17 protein-coding genes are annotated in these 17,070 nt (G+C 61.7%); 8 read left to right on the top strand and 9 right to left on the bottom strand.

Going from position 1 to position 17,070, the window contains the following annotated elements:
• The first annotated feature begins 27 nt into the window (after positions 1-27).
• Genes BMX68_RS05850 through BMX68_RS05870 form a run of 5 tightly spaced genes read left to right on the top strand, consistent with a single transcriptional unit; the run spans position 28 to position 3,942 of the window.
• The gene (locus BMX68_RS05850) at positions 28-774 is read left to right on the top strand and encodes an SURF1 family protein (protein WP_017132149.1); all 747 of its coding nucleotides are present in this window, start codon (positions 28-30) and stop codon (positions 772-774) included.
• On the top strand, positions 740-1,333 hold the full coding sequence (locus BMX68_RS05855) for a PA_0111/PP_0108 family redox-active disulfide protein (protein WP_017132148.1): 594 nt from the start codon (positions 740-742) through the stop codon (positions 1,331-1,333). Before BMX68_RS05850 ends, BMX68_RS05855 begins: the two co-directional genes overlap by 35 nt.
• A gap of 10 nt (positions 1,334-1,343) precedes the next feature.
• Complete coding sequence (locus BMX68_RS05860; protein WP_017132147.1) at positions 1,344-2,423, top strand: COX15/CtaA family protein; 1,080 nt, start codon at positions 1,344-1,346, stop codon at positions 2,421-2,423.
• On the top strand, positions 2,411-3,310 hold the full coding sequence (gene cyoE, locus BMX68_RS05865; RefSeq protein ID WP_017132146.1) for a heme o synthase: 900 nt from the start codon (positions 2,411-2,413) through the stop codon (positions 3,308-3,310). The genes BMX68_RS05860 and cyoE overlap by 13 nt, the downstream gene beginning before the upstream one ends.
• The gene (locus BMX68_RS05870; RefSeq protein WP_017132145.1) at positions 3,307-3,942 is read left to right on the top strand and encodes an SCO family protein; all 636 of its coding nucleotides are present in this window, start codon (positions 3,307-3,309) and stop codon (positions 3,940-3,942) included. Before cyoE ends, BMX68_RS05870 begins: the two co-directional genes overlap by 4 nt.
• 65 nt (positions 3,943-4,007) lie before the next feature.
• Here the strand turns inward: BMX68_RS05870 and BMX68_RS05875 are convergent, their stop codons facing one another.
• The 3 genes from BMX68_RS05875 to BMX68_RS05885 form a co-directional block, all read right to left on the bottom strand.
• Positions 4,008-4,433 (bottom strand): VOC family protein, encoded by a 426-nt coding sequence (locus tag BMX68_RS05875; protein ID WP_017132144.1) that lies wholly within the window; start codon positions 4,431-4,433, stop codon positions 4,008-4,010.
• A 277-nt stretch (positions 4,434-4,710) separates the two neighbouring features.
• Positions 4,711-5,385, bottom strand: a complete 675-nt coding sequence (locus tag BMX68_RS05880) for a methionine ABC transporter permease (RefSeq protein ID WP_017132143.1) — start codon at positions 5,383-5,385, stop codon at positions 4,711-4,713.
• A complete protein-coding gene (locus BMX68_RS05885) occupies positions 5,385-6,392 on the bottom strand; it encodes a methionine ABC transporter ATP-binding protein (RefSeq protein WP_017132142.1) in 1,008 nt (335 codons plus the stop codon). The genes BMX68_RS05880 and BMX68_RS05885 overlap by 1 nt, the downstream gene beginning before the upstream one ends.
• Positions 6,393-6,632: 240 nt before the next feature.
• Between BMX68_RS05885 and katE the strand changes: the two genes are divergently transcribed.
• Positions 6,633-8,786 (top strand): catalase HPII, encoded by a 2,154-nt coding sequence (katE, locus tag BMX68_RS05890; RefSeq protein WP_017132141.1) that lies wholly within the window; start codon positions 6,633-6,635, stop codon positions 8,784-8,786.
• 50 nt (positions 8,787-8,836) lie between these two features.
• Here katE and BMX68_RS05895 read toward each other — a convergent pair whose 3' ends face one another.
• From BMX68_RS05895 to zur, 4 genes are read right to left on the bottom strand one after another with little or no spacing between them, the layout of a single operon-like run.
• Positions 8,837-9,553 carry a PA5502 family lipoprotein gene (locus tag BMX68_RS05895; protein WP_017132140.1) on the bottom strand — a complete coding sequence of 239 codons (717 nt, stop codon included), beginning with the start codon at positions 9,551-9,553 and terminating at the stop codon, positions 8,837-8,839.
• 37 nt (positions 9,554-9,590) lie between these two features.
• Positions 9,591-10,379 carry a zinc ABC transporter permease subunit ZnuB gene (gene znuB, locus BMX68_RS05900; protein WP_017132139.1) on the bottom strand — a complete coding sequence of 263 codons (789 nt, stop codon included), beginning with the start codon at positions 10,377-10,379 and terminating at the stop codon, positions 9,591-9,593.
• Positions 10,372-11,154, bottom strand: a complete 783-nt coding sequence (gene znuC / locus BMX68_RS05905; RefSeq protein ID WP_017132138.1) for a zinc ABC transporter ATP-binding protein ZnuC — start codon at positions 11,152-11,154, stop codon at positions 10,372-10,374. Before znuC ends, znuB begins: the two co-directional genes overlap by 8 nt.
• Positions 11,154-11,636 (bottom strand): zinc uptake transcriptional repressor Zur, encoded by a 483-nt coding sequence (zur, locus tag BMX68_RS05910; RefSeq protein WP_026013196.1) that lies wholly within the window; start codon positions 11,634-11,636, stop codon positions 11,154-11,156. Before zur ends, znuC begins: the two co-directional genes overlap by 1 nt.
• 65 nt (positions 11,637-11,701) lie before the next feature.
• Between zur and BMX68_RS05915 the strand changes: the two genes are divergently transcribed.
• Positions 11,702-12,622: a zinc ABC transporter substrate-binding protein gene (locus tag BMX68_RS05915; protein WP_026013195.1), complete on the top strand. Its 921-nt coding sequence runs from the start codon at positions 11,702-11,704 to the stop codon at positions 12,620-12,622.
• A gap of 92 nt (positions 12,623-12,714) precedes the next feature.
• Here BMX68_RS05915 and BMX68_RS05920 read toward each other — a convergent pair whose 3' ends face one another.
• Together BMX68_RS05920 and BMX68_RS05925 are read right to left on the bottom strand one after the other, a co-directional pair.
• Positions 12,715-13,665, bottom strand: a complete 951-nt coding sequence (locus BMX68_RS05920) for a homoserine kinase (RefSeq protein WP_017132135.1) — start codon at positions 13,663-13,665, stop codon at positions 12,715-12,717.
• A 58-nt stretch (positions 13,666-13,723) separates the two neighbouring features.
• On the bottom strand, positions 13,724-14,014 hold the full coding sequence (locus BMX68_RS05925; RefSeq protein WP_017132134.1) for a DUF2782 domain-containing protein: 291 nt from the start codon (positions 14,012-14,014) through the stop codon (positions 13,724-13,726).
• A 74-nt stretch (positions 14,015-14,088) separates the two neighbouring features.
• Between BMX68_RS05925 and polA the strand changes: the two genes are divergently transcribed.
• A complete protein-coding gene (polA, locus tag BMX68_RS05930) occupies positions 14,089-16,899 on the top strand; it encodes a DNA polymerase I (RefSeq protein WP_017132133.1) in 2,811 nt (936 codons plus the stop codon).
• The last annotated feature ends 171 nt before the right edge of the window (positions 16,900-17,070 follow it).

Raw genomic sequence — 17,070 nt, forward strand, 5'->3', positions numbered from 1 at the left:
TCGAGTTGCTGCCAATGGAGTGCCGTCATGAGGCGCTTTCACCCCGGCGTGGCACCGACGCTGGTGGTGCTGGTGGTGTTGCCGTTGCTGGTACTGCTGGGTTTCTGGCAGTTGGCGCGGGGCGAACAAAAGCGCGTGTTGCTGGACAGCTATGCCCAGCGCCGCACGGCCGAGCCGCTGAGCGGCGAGCAACTCAAAGGCAGTGCCGACCCGGCTTTTCGCCGCGTACAGCTACGTGGCCAGTTCGATGCCGAACACAGCTACCTGCTGGATAACCGCGTGCGTAATGGTCAGGTGGGCGTCGAGCTGATCCAACCCTTTCACGATTTAGCCAGCGGGCTCTGGTTGCTGGTCAATCGCGGCTGGTTGCCCTGGCCGGAACGGCGCACGCCGCCGGTCTTCGGCACGCCTGGGCAAGCGCTGAATATCGACGCCTGGGTCTATGTCGCTCCGGGCAGCACCTTCCAGCTCCATGCCGACCCGCTGAACGCACTCTGGCCGCGCGTGGTGACAACGATTGAGCCCGGCAAACTGTGGACGGAACTGGGCCGTGAAGGCTTCGCCTACGAGCTGCGCCAGGAGCCCGGTCCTGGCGCCTATGAAACCGGATGGCCAGTGGTGGCCGAAGGCATGGGCCCGGAAAAACACCTCGCCTACGCCGTGCAATGGTTCGCCATGGCCTTGGCGCTGTTGGTCCTTTACCTCTACCTCGGATGGCATAACGCTAGGGAGAAACACCATGGGAGCGGCCTTGAATCGACTCAACACAGTTGAAGCCCGACGGCCGGGAGGACGCGCTCGCGGGCGCTGGCAACTGATCCTGATCGTACTGATGGTCGTTGGCCCGATGATCCTTGCCACCGGCATGTACAAGCTGCAGTTCTGGGTGCCGCAAAGCCGCAGTTATCACGGCGAACTGATTGGCAATGGCCAGGGCCGTGCCGACCTCGGCGTACAGGCCGACGAACAACGCTGGCAAATGCTGGTGACGGCCCCCCAGGAGTGCTCGATGGATTGCCAACAATTGGTCTATCTGGCGCGGCAGATCCAGATCGGCCTGGGCCGTGACGCTTCCCGGGCCAGCCATGCCCTGGCGACTGCGCAACCACTGGACCGCGAGTACGGCGTCAAGCTGCAACGCGAATACCCGCAACTGCAACGTTACCCGCTGAACCTTCCCGCCTACACCCGGGAAGCTCGGGGCAACGGTGCGCCGCAGCTGTGGATCATCGATCCGCACGGCAACCTGGTGCTGCGCTACGACGCCCAGGTCAAGGGCAAGGACTTGCTCAACGACCTGCGCCAACTGCTGAAACTGTCGAATATCGGATAAGGGCATCGTCATGGCCAAACCTGGATTTCGCCTCGCTGTGTTCGCCACCCTGCTGGCACTGATCGTCGTGCTGCTTGGGGCCTATACCCGCCTGACCCATGCCGGTCTCGGCTGTCCGGACTGGCCGGGTTGCTACGGCTTTATCAGTGTGCCCAAGAGTGAAGCCCAACTGGCCCATGCCGAGCTGCACTTCCCCGATACACCGGTCGAGGCCCACAAGGGTTGGAACGAGATGATCCACCGCTATTTTGCCGGCACCCTGGGGTTGTTGATTGTGCTACTAGCGAGCCGCTCCTGGATGGAGCGGCGGCGCGAGGGGCAGCCGCTGAAGTTGCCGTTACTGCTCCTGGCAGTGGTATTCGCCCAGGCTGCGTTCGGCATGTGGACGGTCACCCTCAAGCTCTGGCCACAGGTGGTGACCGGGCATCTACTGGGTGGTTTTGCCACCTTGAGCCTGTTGTTTCTGCTGGCCTTGCGCCTGTCCGGCGTGCTGCCGGCGTTGGCCGTACCGCGACGGTTGCAGCGCTGGGCGAGCGCCGGGCTGCTGCTGGTGATCTTGCAGATCGCCCTGGGCGGCTGGGTCAGTTCCAACTATGCCGCCGTCGCCTGCATCGATCTACCCACGTGTCACGGTCAATGGTGGCCATCAGCCGACTTTGCCAACGGTTTCCACCTGACCCAGCATATCGGTCCGAATTACCTCGGCGGCCAACTGGACAGCGATGCCCGCACAGCGATTCACTTGACTCATCGTGTCGGCGCCCTACTGGTGACGCTGGTCCTGTTGGGGCTGGCCTGGCAACTGCGGGTGGTTGGCATGAGTCGTCTGGCCGGGCTGCTATTGATTGCCCTGGTGGCGCAGATCAGCCTTGGCCTGAGTAACGTCTACTTCCATTTGCCGCTGCCCGTGGCCGTGGCCCATAACGCCGGCGGCGCAGCCCTGCTGCTGACCTTGGTGCTGATCAACTATCATGCGCGGACCGCCCTGGTCCGGGTCCGGCAACGGACGCCGGTACGCTGGCGACTCAGCCCGCGCAAATCCGTCCACGGCCCGATAACAATAAAAGGAGAAATGCCATGGCGACTGTAGTCGTTGAACGTCACCGCCAGGCGATCTGGCGCGACTACCTGGAGCTGACCAAGCCCAAGGTGGTGATATTGATGCTGATCACTTCGCTGGTCGGCATGTTTCTCGCGACCCGTGCCGGCGTGCCGTGGACAGTGCTGGTGTTCGGTAACCTGGGTATCGGCCTTTGTGCGGGCGGTGCGGCGGTGGTCAATCATGTGGTGGATCGGCGCATCGATGCGGTCATGGCGCGGACCCACAAGCGGCCGATAGCCGAAGGACGGGTATCGCCGCTGGCGGCGCTGAGCTTTGCCCTGCTACTGGCGGTGCTCGGGCAGGCGGTGTTGCTGGCGTTTACCAACCCGCTGACGGCCTGGCTGACGTTGGCTTCGCTGCTTGGCTATGCGGTGATCTACACCGGCTTCCTCAAGCGCGCCACGCCACAGAATATCGTCATCGGCGGCCTGGCCGGGGCGGCTCCACCGCTGCTGGGCTGGGTGGCGGCGACCGGGCATGTCAGCGCCGAACCGCTGTTGCTGGTGCTGATCATCTTTGCCTGGACCCCGCCGCATTTCTGGGCCCTGGCGATCCATCGCAAGGACGAATACGCCAAGGCCGATATCCCGATGCTACCGGTGACCCATGGCGAGCAGTACACCAAGGTACATATCCTGCTGTACACCTTTGCCTTGCTGGCGGTCAGCCTGTTGCCGTATGTGATCCACATGAGCGGCATGCTCTACCTGCTGTGTGCCCTGGGCCTCGGCGCACGCTTCCTGCAATGGGCGTGGGTGCTGTACCGTGGCGTCCAGCCGCATGCGGCGATCAACACCTTCAAGTATTCTATTTACTACTTGTTCCTGCTGTTTATCGCGCTGCTTGTCGATCACTACTTATTGTTGAATCTATGACTCGAACTCAGAAAACCGTCTTTATTCTCGTCGCGCTGGTGGCCCTGGTCTTGGGGTTGACGGTCAACAAGGTCATGAGCGGCAAGGGCCAGGGCGATCCCACGGCGCTGATCGATGCGGGAATTATCCTGTTACCGCAGAGCCGTTCCCTTCCTGATGTGCAAATGACCGATCAGGACGGCCAGCCGGTGCAGGTCAACCAGTTGAAGGACAAGTGGACGATGCTGTTCTTCGGCTATACCTTCTGCCCGGATATCTGTCCGACTACTCTGGCGCAATTGCGTCAGATCAAGAGCGAATTGCCCAAGGATATCGTTGGCAAGTTGCGGATCGTCCTGGTCAGCGTCGACCCCAATCGGGACAATCCCAAGCAGCTCAAGCAGTACCTGGGCTACTTCGATCCCCAGTTCACAGGGTTGACCGCGTCTTCCATCGAGGACCTGCAGAAGCTGGCGAATGCGGTGAGCATTCCGTTTATCCCGGCCGATACCAGCAAGCCGAACTACACCGTCGACCACAGCGCCAACCTGGCGATTGTCGGACCCGACGGCAGCCAGCGTGGGTTTATTCGGGCGCCCTTGAACAACCAGAAGTTGGTGGCGCAGTTGCCGGATCTGCTCAAGCGCCAGTAACTGTGATGTCTGTTGCGGCCTCTTCATGACCTTGCCCGCGAAGAGGCCCTGGCGGTCTCAGATGATCATTTGGCGAACATCTGCCCGATATCCTTGAACGCCTTGAACTCCAACGCATTGCCGCAAGGATCGAACAGGAACATGGTCGCCTGTTCCCCCACCTGCCCCTTGAAGCGCACATAAGGCTCGATCACGAAGCGCGTGTCCCTGGCTTTCAGGCGTTCGGCCAGGGCTTCCCATGCCTGCCATTCCAGTACCACGCCGAAATGCGGCACCGGCACGTCATGGCCGTCCACCGGATTACTCAAGGCTTGTTCCTGGGCGGCGCTCTTGGCCTGATGGTGGATGACCAATTGATGGCCGAAGAAATCGAAATCCACCCAATGATCGCTGCTACGTCCTTGCGGGCAGCCGAATACCTCGCCGTAGAAGTGTCGGGCCGCTGCCAGGTCATGGACAGGGATTGCCAGATGAAAAGGAGAGAGTGCCATGGCGGATACCCAGAAAGAGGACATGAGCTTCTAGTCTAGAGCTAATGGCCTGTGTGGCTAGTGGCTTGTACGGTGAGTTCGTTAGCTCAAGTTCGGATGCCATAAGTTCATGGCTAAGGCGCTGTGACGAGTCATAGCCGGGCTATGGCGAGGAACAGCAACGCAAGCCAGGGATTTATGGCGCCGAAATTGACTAATAGAACTAACCACACAGGCCACTAGTTCCGCGAGTCAATTTCGGCGTCACCAGCCGGCCCCTGTTTTTTGTTTACGCCAGCTATTTACGCGAAAAACGTGCCACCAACTTGTCGCCGAGGCTTTGCAGCAGTTGGACCAATACCACCAGCATGACCACGGTCACCAACATGACATCGTTCTGGAAGCGCTGATAACCATAACGGATTGCCAGGTCGCCGAGGCCGCCGGCACCCACCACACCGGCCATGGCGGTGTAGCCCACCAGGGTAATGGTGGTCACGGTGATTGCTGCCAGGATGCCTGGGCGAGCTTCCGGCAGCAGGGCATTGAAGACGATCTGGCGGGTGGTCGCTCCCATGGCCTGGGTCGCTTCGATAATGCCGCGATCGACTTCCCGCAGCGCGGTTTCCACCAGCCGCGCGAAAAACGGCGCAGCACCGATCACCAGGGGTGGGATGGCGCCGGCCACGCCCAGCGAGGTGCCGGTGAGGAACACGGTGGTGGGGATCAGCACGATCAGCAGGATGATGAATGGCAGCGAACGCACCACGTTCACCACGAACGCCAGGGCCGAATAGGTCGCTTTGTGCTCCAGTAGCTGGCGCGGGCTGCAAAGAAACAGCAGCACCCCCAGCGGCAGGCCGAGCAGCACGGTGAACAGCAGCGAACCGCCGAGCATCAGCAGGGTGTCGCCGGTGGCTTCCCAGATATCCATCCAGTCGATATTGGCGAAAAAGCTCAGAAACAGGTCCATCAGCGCAGTACCTCCATATGGACGTCCGCCGCGATGAAGCGGGCGAATGCTGCGTCTATGTCGCCGCCGGTGATGGCGAGCGTCAGTTGCCCATAAGGGGTGTCCTTGATGCGGTCGATGCGCCCGGCGAGGATGCTGTAGTCCACGCCGGTTTCACGGGCGATGGTGCCCAGCAAGGGTGCGTAGGTGGCCTCGCCCTGGAAGGTCAGGCGCACGATACGACCCGGCACATGGGCGAAATCGTCACGTTGTTCGCTTTCGTCGATCTGTTCGTCCTCTTGCACGAAACGCCGGGTAGTCGGGTGCTTGGGGTGCAGGAAGACCTGCGCCACCGGCCCCTGCTCGACGATCACGCCGGCATCCATCACGCCGACCACGTCGCAGACCCGACGGATCACATCCATCTCATGGGTGATCAGGACGATGGTCAGTTTCAGCTCGCGGTTGATCTCGGCCAGCAGTTGCAGGACCGACGCAGTGGTCTGCGGGTCGAGGGCGCTGGTGGCTTCGTCGCACAGCAGGATCTTGGGCTTGGTCGCCAAGGCGCGGGCAATGCCGACGCGCTGCTTCTGGCCGCCGGATAACTGGGCTGGATATTTCTTCGCATGATCGGACAGGCCGACGCGCCGCAGCAACTCGGCGACGCGCTGGTCGATGTCCCGGCGGGACAGCTCGCCGGCCAGGGTCAGCGGCAGCGCAACGTTGTCGGCGACGGTCTTGGAGGCCAGCAGATTAAAGTGCTGGAAGATCATTCCGACCTGTTGGCGAAAGCGCCGCAGGCCGCTGGCGTCGAGGGCGGTGACTTCTTCACCGTCCACCGTGATCGTACCGCCGCTGGGGGCCTCCAGGCGATTGATCAGGCGCAGCAGAGTACTTTTGCCCGCGCCGGAATGACCGATCAGGCCGAACACCTGGCCATCCTCGACACGCAGGCTCGTCGGATGCAGGGCGGGAATATCCTTACCGGCGACCCGGTAGGTTTTATGGACGTTATGAAACTCGATCACGTAGCGAACCTTGTGGGGCGCAATGGAAATAGGTCAGCGGTTAGCCGGGCGGGTATTTTAGCCTGTCCGTATAGAGGCGATTAGCATTTATTTCGCATTCAATCTGCCATTTTGGCAATAACGCGATCAATGGTCGGAAAAAAGGAACGACGCAAATTAGCGACAGTCACTCGTAAGGCAACTCGAATCCTGCCCCATTGTCCGGCATCGCCGGGCGACTGCAAACGAGGAGTCAGTCTGATGAGTACCAAGAAAACTTCTGCTACCCGACACGCGACCACCAAGAGTCAGCTGGCGGGAACCGATACTCTGGATCGCAGCAACACCAACGGCAAGCTCGACAGCCTGGAACCCTTCCGCTCGGATGCCACCGGGCAGGCGTTGCGCACCAACCAGGGGGTGAAGGTCGCCGATAATCAGAACACGTTAAAGGCCGGTGCTCGCGGGCCGTCGCTGTTGGAAGACTTCATCATGCGTGAAAAAATCACGCATTTTGACCATGAGCGGATTCCGGAGCGGATCGTTCACGCCCGAGGTACGGCTGCCCATGGTTACTTTCAGGTCTATGAGAACCATGGGGCGCTGACCAAGGCCGGTTTCCTCCAGGACCCTGAGGCCAAGACGCCGGTCTTCGTGCGTTTCTCCACGGTCCAGGGCCCACGGGGTTCCGGCGATACGGTGCGGGACGTGCGGGGTTTTGCGGTGAAATTCTTCACCGATGAGGGCAACTTCGACCTGGTTGGCAACAACATGCCAGTGTTCTTCATCCAAGATGCGATCAAGTTTCCTGACTTCGTCCACGCGGTCAAACCCGAACCTCACAATGAAATACCCACGGGCGGCTCCGCCCACGACACCTTTTGGGATTTTGTCTCGTTGGTGCCGGAGTCGGCCCACATGGTGATCTGGGCCATGTCCGACCGAGCGATCCCGAAAAGCCTGCGGACCATGCAAGGTTTTGGCGTGCACACCTTTCGCCTGATCAACGCCGAGGGCCGCTCGAGTTTCGTCAAATTCCATTGGCGCCCGACTGTCGGCACCTGTTCTCTGGTGTGGGACGAAGCGCAAAAGCTGGCGGGCAAGGACACCGATTTCCATCGCCGCGATCTCTGGGAATCGATTGAGAGTGGCGACTACCCTGAGTGGGAGTTCGGCGTGCAGATCATTGCCGAAGAGGACGAGCACGCGTTCGACTTCGATATCCTCGACCCGACCAAGCTGGTCCCCGAGGAGCTGGTGCCCATCACGCCCCTGGGCAAAATGGTGCTCAACCGCAACCCGGACAATTTCTTCGCCGAGACCGAGCAGGTCGCATTCTGTCCAGGGCATATCGTGCCGGGGATCGACTTCTCCAACGACCCGCTGCTGCAAGGTCGGTTGTTTTCCTATACCGATACACAGATCAGTCGATTAGGTGGCCCGAACTTCCACGAGATTCCGATCAATCGGCCCGTGGCGCCCTTCCCTAGTAGCCAGCGCGATGCCCTGCATCGAACGGTGATCGACAAAGGACGGGCCTCCTATGAGCCCAACTCGATCGATGGCGGTTGGCCGAAGGAAACCCCGCCCGCTGCCCGCGACGGCGGTTTCGAGAGTTACCCGGAGCGTATCGATGCGGCCAAGATCCGTCAGCGCAGCGAGTCCTTCGGCGACCACTTTTCCCAGGCGCGATTGTTCTTCAACAGCATGAGCCATCATGAGCAGGAACACATCATTGCCGCCTACAGCTTTGAGCTGGGCAAGGTCGAGCGGGAGGCTATTCGCGCACGTCAGGTCAACGAGATCCTGGCCAATATTGATTTGGAATTGGCCGGACGTGTCGCTGCCAACCTCGGCTTGCCGGCGCCGAAAGCCGGCAGTGTGACTCCGCGCAAGACCAGTCTGGAGCGGTCGCCGGCGTTGAGTCAGGCGAACCTGCTGTCGGGGAACATCAAGACGCGCAAAGTGGCGATTCTGGCGGCCAACGGCGTCGATGGTGCGGCGATCTCGGCGTTGAAGAAGCTGCTGGCGGCAGAAGGCGCCCATGCCCGGCTGCTTGGACCGACGTCGGCCCCGGTGACCACTGCCGATGGCAAGAGCCTGGCAGTGGACGGTTCGATGGAAGGCCTACCGTCAGTGGCCTTCGATGGGGTTTATGTGCCGGGTGGCGCGGCTTCGGTCAAGGCGCTCGCGGGCAACGGGGTGGCTTTGCACTATGTGCTGGAGGCCTACAAGCACCTGAAGGCGATTGTCTTGCACGGTGAGGCGAAACAATTGTTGGAGGTGCTGCATGTGCAGGCGGATGCGGGGTTGATCGTCGGCAGCGACGCCAAGACGCTGAAGGCGTTTGTGACGGCGCTGGCCCGGCATCGGATCTGGGAGCGCGAGGAAAGGGCCAAGGTGGTGCCGGCTTGAGCGCTTTGGTGGCATCGATCACTATCGCCGGCAAGCCGGCGTTAGCGGTTTCAAGGCTTGCGCGGACTCAAGACCACCTGGGCGCGCACCTGCCGGTCGATCTGCTTGTTCATCTGCAAGGCGAAGTCTGGGTCGAGCTTCTTCACTCGTTTCTCCAACAGGGTCGCTAGCCATGGGTAGTCCAGGGTGCGCGGGACTTGGAAGGTGACCGTACACTGGTAATTCACCACGTCCGCCGCCAGCGCATCCATCTGTTTGCGCAGGTGCGCGATGTCGTGGATATTCAGGGCGATGGTGCTGCTTTCGGCGCTGGGATCGATCAGCCGGGCAGCCGGCTTGGCTTCGGCGGCCTTGAGGGCAGCCTCGACCTTCTCCAGCTCGGCCTTGCGGGCCTGGGCAATGGCGCCGTCGACCCCACCCGTCAAGGCCGGGGCCTTGGGCATCAGGGCTCGGGCACGGCTCAGTGCGGTGGCTGCGGCGTTGACGTCACCCTTCTGAAGCACGATTTGGCTGCGTTGCAGATAGGCTTCGGCCAGTTGCCGCTGGTAGGGCACGAGCTGCGGGTCGTCTGCGGACGACACTTGCAGGGCGACCAACTGATCTTCGGCGGTGGCCAGTTCGTTGCTGTTGATGTTCTGCTCCAGCGCGGCAATCGCCGAGGCCCGGACATCGAGCACGACGGTATCGGCCGGCGGGTTACTTTGGCACGCACCCAACAGCAGGCAAACTGCGACAAGGAGCAGATAACGGAAGGCGGAAAGCTTCATTCCTGCGACTCTCTAATTGCGCAAAAAACGAGCAAGTCTACACCCCTCTGCGTGGCAGGACAAAACTCAGCAGAAATAGACCGGCGGCGCTGACCACGATCGACGGGCCGGCGGGGGTGTCCTTGAACCAGGAAAGCGCCAGCCCGCCGCATACCGCGAACATCCCCAGGAGGCTGGCACCGAGGGCCATCTGTTCCGGCGAGCGGGCATGGCGCTGGGCCGCCGCCGCCGGAACGATCAGCAGTGAAGTGATCAGCAACACGCCGACGATCTTCATCGCCACCGCGATCACCACCGCGATCAGCAGCATCAGCGCCAGGCGCAAGGTCGCGACCGGCAGGCCTTCGACCGTTGCCAGCTCCTCGTGCACGGTGATCGCCAGCAGCGGTCGCCAGAGGCTGACCAGCAGCACCAGCACCGCCACGCTGCCGCCGAGGATCCAAGTCAGGTCGGTACTGCTGATCGCCAGCAGGTCGCCGAACAGGTAGGCCATCAGATCGATTCGCACCTCGTGCATGAAGCTCAGGACCACCAGGCCAAGGGACAGGGTGCTAGGGGCGAGAATCCCCAGCAGCGTGTCGGAAGCCAGTGGTTGGCGCTGTTGCAGGGTCACCAGCAGCACCGCCAGCAGCAGGCAGCCGACAGTCACCGCCAGGGTCGGACTGACATCCAGCAAAAATCCCAGGGCCACGCCGAGCAAGGCGGCGTGGGACAAGGTGTCGCCGAAATAGGCCATGCGCCGCCAGACCACGAACGAGCCCAAAGGGCCGGCTACCAGAGCCAGAGCCAGGCCGGCGAGCAAGGCGTAGAGTAAAAAATCAGCCATGCTTGCAGCTCTCTCCGTGAACGTGAGCCGCCGGGGCCTCTTCGCTGACCACCGCGCCATGCAGGTCATGGGCGTGGTCGTGGTGATGGTGATAGATCGCCAGGCTCCGTGCGTTCTTGCCGAACAACTCGACGAAGGCCGGGTCGCCGCTGACCTGCTCGGGGTGCCCGGAGCAGCAGACATGGCGATTGAGACAGACTACCTGGTCGGTGGTGCTCATCACCAGGTGTAGATCGTGGGAGACCATCAGCACGCCGCAGCCGTGACGGTCGCGCAACCGGGTGATCAGGCCGTAGAGCTCGGCCTGGCCGGCGACGTCGACACCCTGGACCGGTTCGTCGAGCACCAGCAGCTCAGGTTGGCGCAACAGCGCTCGAGCCAGGAGCACGCGCTGCATTTCACCGCCGGAGATGCTTTGCACCGGGCTGTCGATCACCTGATCGGCGCCGACTTCGTCCAGGGCGGCAATCGCCTGGGCTCGGTCGACACCCGGCACCAGTCGCAGGAAGCGTAGCACCGACAGCGGCAAGGTCGGATCGACATATAGCTTCTGCGGCATATAGCCGACCCGCAGCTTCGGCTTGCGCCAGACACTACCGCGCTCGGGCTTGAGCAAGCCGAGCACGGCGCGCACCAACGTGGTCTTGCCCGCGCCGTTGGGGCCGATCAGGGTGACGATCTGCCGGGGCTCGACGCTCAGGTGAATGTTGTCGAGCACGTTCTGCCCGGCAAAGGTCACGCCCACCTGTTCAAGGCGAATCAGCGCAGTGCTCATTAAGCCCCCTGGCAGCCCGAGCAGAGCCCGACCACTTCCACGGTCTGGGCTTCGACGATGAAGCCGACATCCCTGGCGCCCTGGATAATCGCGTCGCTGATGGTCTTCTGTTCGAGCTCGATGGCCGCGTGACAACTACGGCAAATCAGAAACTGACCCTGGTGGGTGTGTTCCGGGTTATTGCAACCGATAAAGGCGTTGAGCGAGGCGATGCGGTGGACCAGGCCGTTGTCGAGCAAGAAGTCCAGCGCTCGGTAGACTGTCGGCGGCGCGGCGCGGCGGCCGTCTTGCTCGCTGAGCACAGCGAGGATGTCGTAGGCGCCCAGCGGTTTGTGGCTCTGCCAGACCAGTTCCAGCACCCGTCGTCGCAGGGCAGTCAGGCGCAGGCCTTGCCGTGCGCACAGGGTATCGGCCTCGGACAGCGCGCTGTGCACGCAGTGAGAGTGATCGTGGGGACGGCTGGCGAGAGGGGTTTTAGGCATGTGAGCGACGATTGTGGTGAGAGACGTTATTATGTTACCTGTTCCTGTCGCCTTGAGTGCCCATCGTGTCCCGTCTTTTTAGCTTTTTTATCGTTTTAAGCACCGGTTTGTTGATGATCGGCCCTGTCCAGGCCCAGGTCAGCGTCCTGACCAGTATCAAGCCGCTGCAACTGATTGCCGCAGCGGTGCAGGATGGCGTGGACACGCCCGAGGTGTTGTTACCGCCGGGTGCTTCGCCGCATAACTATGCGCTGCGGCCTTCCGATGTGCGCAAGGTGCAATCGGTGGCTCTGCTCTACTGGATCGGTCCGGACATGGAAAGCTTCCTGCCACGAGTGCTCCAGGGGCGCGGACTGCCGAGCGTGGCGGTGCAGGATTTGCCCGGCATGAAGTTGCGCCGCTTCGCCGAGAGCGGCCACTCCCATGCCGAAGGCGCGAATGAGCACGACCATGACCACCGTCCGGGCTCGGTGGATGCGCACTTGTGGCTGTCGACCATCAATGCGCGGGTGATTGCCGCGCGTATGGCCAGTGACCTGAGCGAGGCCGATCCGGCCAATGCCCAGCGTTATCAGCACAATGTCGAAGCTTTCGACAGTCGTCTGGATGCGTTGGATGCCCGTCTGAAAGCGCGCCTGGCTGGCGTTGCCAACAAGCCGTACTTCGTTTTCCACGAGGCTTTCGATTACTTCGAAGATGCCTACGGGCTCAAACATACCGGCGTGTTCAGCGTGGCTGCCGAAGTGCAACCGGGTGCCCAGCATGTCGCGGCGATGCGCACGCGGCTGCAGGAAGTCGGCAAGACGTGTGTGTTCAGCGAGCCGCCGTTGCGTCCACGGCTGGCCGAGACGCTGATATCCGGCCTGCCGGTGAAGCTGGCGGAACTGGATGCGCTGGGCGGCTATACGCCAGCGGCTGCCCATGGTTATGAGCAGGTGCTGGAGAAGCTCGGCGACGACCTGGCAGGCTGCCTGGAGTCCCTGTAGGCATTTTCCGTGGCGGGAGGGCTTGTCAGGACACCGCATCGCCGCCCTGGGCTGAAACCACAGAATAGTCCCAGCACCTGGAAAACCGTTTGTTACATTGCCAGCGGCAACGGTGTGCTGATCTTCTGCCGCTGTGCCAGGCGCAATTGGAACTCCATCGGGTCGTGAATCAGTACGTCCTGTCCGGCAAAGGACTCGGCGGCAATCAGCCGTGACAGCCAGAATCGCACGCAGGCCACCCGCAGCAGGGTCGGCCACAACTCGGCCTCCGCCGCGGTAAATGGTCGCAGGCTGGCATAGGCTGCCAGCAGCGCCCGCGCCCGTTGGCCGTCGATCTGGCCGGCGTCATCCGAGCACCAATCATTCAAGGCAATGGCAACGTCGTACAGCATTGGCCCGGAGCAGGCGTTGTAGAAGTCGATCAGGCCGGTCAGGTGCGTGCCTTCGAACATCGCGTTGTCGCGGAACAGGTCGGCGTGGATATTCGCCCGTGGCAAGGCCAGGATCTGCGCCTTGCGTCGGCTGATCTCGTCCAGCGCCGCCTGCAGCAGCGCCTGTGGCTCGGCGTTCAGGTGCGACATGAGCTGAGCACCCTCTTCGAGCATCCAATCCAGGCCGCGATCGGTTTTGCGTTCGATGGGCTGGTCGCGGGTTGCCAGGTGCAAGTGACCGAGCAGTTCGCCCACCTGCGCGCAATGCTGGGCATTGGCCTGCTTGATGTGCTTACCAGCCAGGCGCGGTTGCAGCAGCGCCGGCTTGCCGGCCAGTTCGCGTAAGGCCTGGCCATCGGTGGTGCGCAGCGCATAGGGCACCGGCAGATCGGCGCCATGGAGCACGTCCAGCAGATCGATAAAGAACGGCATTTCCTGGACCGGTCCACGTTCCACCAGGGTCAGGACGTACTCGCCCTTCTCCAGGCTGATAAAGAAATTGGTGTTTTCGCTACCGGCGGCAATTCCCTGGAAATCGAGCAAGCGACCGAGCCCGTAAGGGGCGAGAAAGGTTTCCAGCTCAGGTCGAGCCAGGGGGGTAAACACAGACATGGTGAGAACTGCCAGTACGGGCGCCGCGATTGAGCCAGCGCCGATCAAGGTTAAAGGGTTATTTCCATTCGAAGATCTTCCATGACGGAATCAGCATATCCGGCTGATCCGAGCGGATAAAGTTTGCATCAGTTCCGTCGGCGCGCACCAGGAAGTAAGGCGGGGCACCCTTGGGAGTGACCTTGATGGCGTACAGAAAGCCATTTTGCCGGTATTCCTGGATGACTTTATCGCCTTCCGTGCGGATGGTGACTTCTGGATCGGCCGAGGGTGCGCCCTCCGCGGCGATGGCCGCCAACGGAGTGATTGCAAACAGGCCGGCCAACAACAGGCGATTGGGTGTGCGCATGATAACCTTGTCCCTTTGTCGTCAACGGTTCCGCTATTCTAGCGCCGGACCCGCCGAAAAGGTTGATCGTACTCATGAGCAAAGCCCCTCTCGTCCTGGTGGACGGCTCTTCATACCTCTACCGCGCGTTTCACGCGATGCCGCCGCTCACCACTTCCAAAGGCCTGCCGACCGGCGCGGTGAAGGGCGTCCTGAACATGCTCCGCAGCCTGCGCAAGCAATACCCTGACAGCCCGTTTGCCGTGGTGTTCGACGCCAAGGGCGCCACCTTTCGCGACGAGATGTACGCCGATTACAAGGCCAACCGTCCGAGCATGCCCGATGACATGCGCGTGCAGATCGAACCGCTGCATGCCAGCGTCCGTGCCATGGGCTTCGCGCTGCTGTGCGTGGAAGGCGTGGAGGCCGACGATGTCATCGGCACCCTCGCGCGCGGCAGCGCGGCGGCGGATCGCCCGGTAGTGATCTCCACCGGTGACAAGGACATGGCGCAGTTGGTCGATGGGCACATTACCCTGGTCAACACCATGAACGAAACGTCCCTGGATGTAGCGGGCGTGAAGGCCAAGTTTGGTGTCGCGCCTGAGCAGATCATCGATCTGTTGGCTTTGATGGGCGATTCTTCCGATAACATTCCTGGGGTCAAGGGCGTGGGCGAGAAGACCGCCGTCGCCCTGCTGGTGGGGGTCAACGGTGGCCTGAAAGAGCTCTATGCCAATCTCGACCTGGTGCCGAGCCTGCCGATCCGTGGGGCGAAAACCCTACCGGCCAAGCTGCGCGAACACGAGGAGATGGCGTTCCTGTCCTATCGGCTGGCAACGATCAAGGTCGATGTGCCGCTGGATATCGGGCTCGATGATCTGCACCTCGGCGAGCCGGACCGGGAAAAGCTAGCTGAGCTGTATGCCACGCTGGAGTTCAAGAGCTGGATCGACGAGTTGCAGCGTGAGGCCAAGCGTGCCGAGCTCCAGGCCAATGCCGAGTCTGCCCCGGCGCTGCCCGAGGAGGCCACCCAGGGCGCGGTCGAAGTGACGGAGCCGGCTTCCAACGAACCGCAGTACGAAACCATCCTAGATCAGGCGCGCTTCGAGGTCTGGCTGCAGAAGCTCAAGGACGCCAAGCTGTTCGCCTTCGATACCGAAACCACCGGGGTCGATGCCCAGCAGGCTCGGTTGGTCGGGCTCTCCTTTGCCGTGCGGGCCAATGAAGCGGCCTATATCCCGCTGACCCACTCCTATATTGGCGTGCCGGACCAACTGGACCGCGATAACGTGCTGCTGGCCCTGAAGCCATTGCTGGAAGATCCGGAAAAACTCAAGGTCGGCCAGCACGCCAAGTTCGACATGAATATCCTGGCCAATTGCGCCATCGGTGGCGATCAGTCACAGGGCATCACCGTGCGCGGTATTGCCTTCGACACCATGCTCGAATCCTATGTGCTGAACGCCACCGCGACCCGCCACGACATGGACAGCCTGGCGAAGAAGTACCTTGAGCATGACACGGTCAGCTTCCAGGGCATCGCCGGCAAGGGCGCCAAACAACTGACCTTCGACCAGATTGCCCTGGAACAGGCCGGTCACTATGCAGCAGAAGACGCCGATGTGACCCTGCGCCTGCACCAGGTGCTGCATGAGCAACTTGCGGCGATCCCGAGCCTGACCAGCGTGCTGAGCGATATCGAGATACCGTTGGTGCCGGTGCTGGCCCGGATCGAGCGCCAGGGTGCCCTGGTCGACAAGGACCTGCTGGGCGTGCAGAGCATCGAGCTGGGCAACAAGCTGGTCGAGCTGGAGCGCCAGGCGTTCGAGATCGCCGGTGAGGAGTTCAATCTCGGGTCGCCCAAGCAGTTGGGGGTTATTCTCTACGAGAAACTCGGCCTGCCGGTGTTGAAGAAGACCGGCAAGGGCCAGGCTTCCACTGCCGAGGAGGTCCTCGCCAAGCTGGCCGAAGACGACTATCCGCTACCCAAGGTGCTCATGCAGTACCGCTCCATGAGCAAACTCAAGAGTACCTACACCGATCGCCTGCCGGAGCAGATCAACCCGCGCACCGGGCGTATCCACACCTCCTATCACCAGGCCGTGGCCGCTACCGGGCGCTTGTCCTCCAGCGATCCGAACCTGCAGAACATTCCCGTGCGCACCGCTGAGGGGCGGCGGATTCGCCAGGCATTTGTCGCGCCCAAAGGCTACAAGTTGCTGGCGGCGGACTATTCGCAGATCGAGTTACGGATCATGGCGCACCTGTCGAAGGACGAAGGTCTGCTCAATGCCTTCCGCGATAACCTCGACGTGCATACGGCTACGGCGGCCGAGGTGTTCAAGGTCGAGTTGGACGACGTCAGCCCCGATCAGCGACGTAGTGCCAAGGCGATCAACTTCGGCCTCATCTATGGCATGGGCGCACAAAAACTGGGCAAGGACATCGGCGTCGGCACCAAGACCGCCAAGGCCTATATCGATGTCTATTTTGCCCGTTACCCTGGGGTTCGCGAGTATATGGAGCGTACTCGCGTCCAGGCGTCGGAGCAGGGCTATGTCGAGACCTTGTTCGGTCGCCGGCTGTATCTGCCGGATATTCATTCCAACAAGCCCCAGGAGCGCGCAGCGGCCGAGCGCACCGCGATCAACGCGCCAATGCAGGGCACCGCGGCGGACATCATCAAGAAGGCGATGGTCAAAGTGGATAGCTGGCTGGCCAGTTCAGGACTGGACGCCAAGGTCATTCTCCAGGTACACGACGAACTGGTGCTCGAAGTACGCGAGGATCTGGTAGCCGAGGTCAGCGAGAAGATTCGCGAACACATGAGCGGTGCGGTGCGACTGGATGTGCCGCTGCTGGTGGAGGTCGGAGTGGGCAACAACTGGGACGAGGCGCACTGAGCCTGGATCGGCCAGATAGCCTGCGAAGGGCATTCATTCTGAAATGTTCAGGAGTTATGCCAAATAGTTTTTGAAACCGCTCGGAACTAAATCGATGAAGTCGGACTCAGAGTTACCGAATGGCTGATAAAGCCCTTCGATGCTCCTATGTTGTGTTAAGTGTTGGCAGAT

It is taken from the genome of Pseudomonas agarici (assembly GCF_900109755.1).
Classification (GTDB): Bacteria; Pseudomonadota; Gammaproteobacteria; order Pseudomonadales; family Pseudomonadaceae; genus Aquipseudomonas; species Aquipseudomonas agarici.

Excerpts from the sequence above, each read along its gene's own strand:
- BMX68_RS05850 (WP_017132149.1), top strand. The coding sequence starts at position 28 with ATGAGGCGCTTTCACCCCGGCGTGGCACCGACGCTGGTGGTGCTGGTG.
- BMX68_RS05855 (WP_017132148.1), top strand. The coding sequence starts at position 740 with ATGGGAGCGGCCTTGAATCGACTCAACACAGTTGAAGCCCGACGGCCG.
- BMX68_RS05860 (WP_017132147.1), top strand. The coding sequence starts at position 1,344 with ATGGCCAAACCTGGATTTCGCCTCGCTGTGTTCGCCACCCTGCTGGCA.
- cyoE (WP_017132146.1), top strand. The coding sequence starts at position 2,411 with ATGGCGACTGTAGTCGTTGAACGTCACCGCCAGGCGATCTGGCGCGAC.
- BMX68_RS05870 (WP_017132145.1), top strand. The coding sequence starts at position 3,307 with ATGACTCGAACTCAGAAAACCGTCTTTATTCTCGTCGCGCTGGTGGCC.
- BMX68_RS05875 (WP_017132144.1), bottom strand. The coding sequence starts at position 4,433 with ATGGCACTCTCTCCTTTTCATCTGGCAATCCCTGTCCATGACCTGGCA.
- BMX68_RS05880 (WP_017132143.1), bottom strand. The coding sequence starts at position 5,385 with ATGGACCTGTTTCTGAGCTTTTTCGCCAATATCGACTGGATGGATATC.
- katE (WP_017132141.1), top strand. The coding sequence starts at position 6,633 with ATGAGTACCAAGAAAACTTCTGCTACCCGACACGCGACCACCAAGAGT.
- BMX68_RS05895 (WP_017132140.1), bottom strand. The coding sequence starts at position 9,553 with ATGAAGCTTTCCGCCTTCCGTTATCTGCTCCTTGTCGCAGTTTGCCTG.
- znuB (WP_017132139.1), bottom strand. The coding sequence starts at position 10,379 with ATGGCTGATTTTTTACTCTACGCCTTGCTCGCCGGCCTGGCTCTGGCT.
- znuC (WP_017132138.1), bottom strand. The coding sequence starts at position 11,154 with ATGAGCACTGCGCTGATTCGCCTTGAACAGGTGGGCGTGACCTTTGCC.
- zur (WP_026013196.1), bottom strand. The coding sequence starts at position 11,636 with ATGCCTAAAACCCCTCTCGCCAGCCGTCCCCACGATCACTCTCACTGC.
- BMX68_RS05920 (WP_017132135.1), bottom strand. The coding sequence starts at position 13,665 with ATGTCTGTGTTTACCCCCCTGGCTCGACCTGAGCTGGAAACCTTTCTC.
- BMX68_RS05925 (WP_017132134.1), bottom strand. The coding sequence starts at position 14,014 with ATGCGCACACCCAATCGCCTGTTGTTGGCCGGCCTGTTTGCAATCACT.
- polA (WP_017132133.1), top strand. The coding sequence starts at position 14,089 with ATGAGCAAAGCCCCTCTCGTCCTGGTGGACGGCTCTTCATACCTCTAC.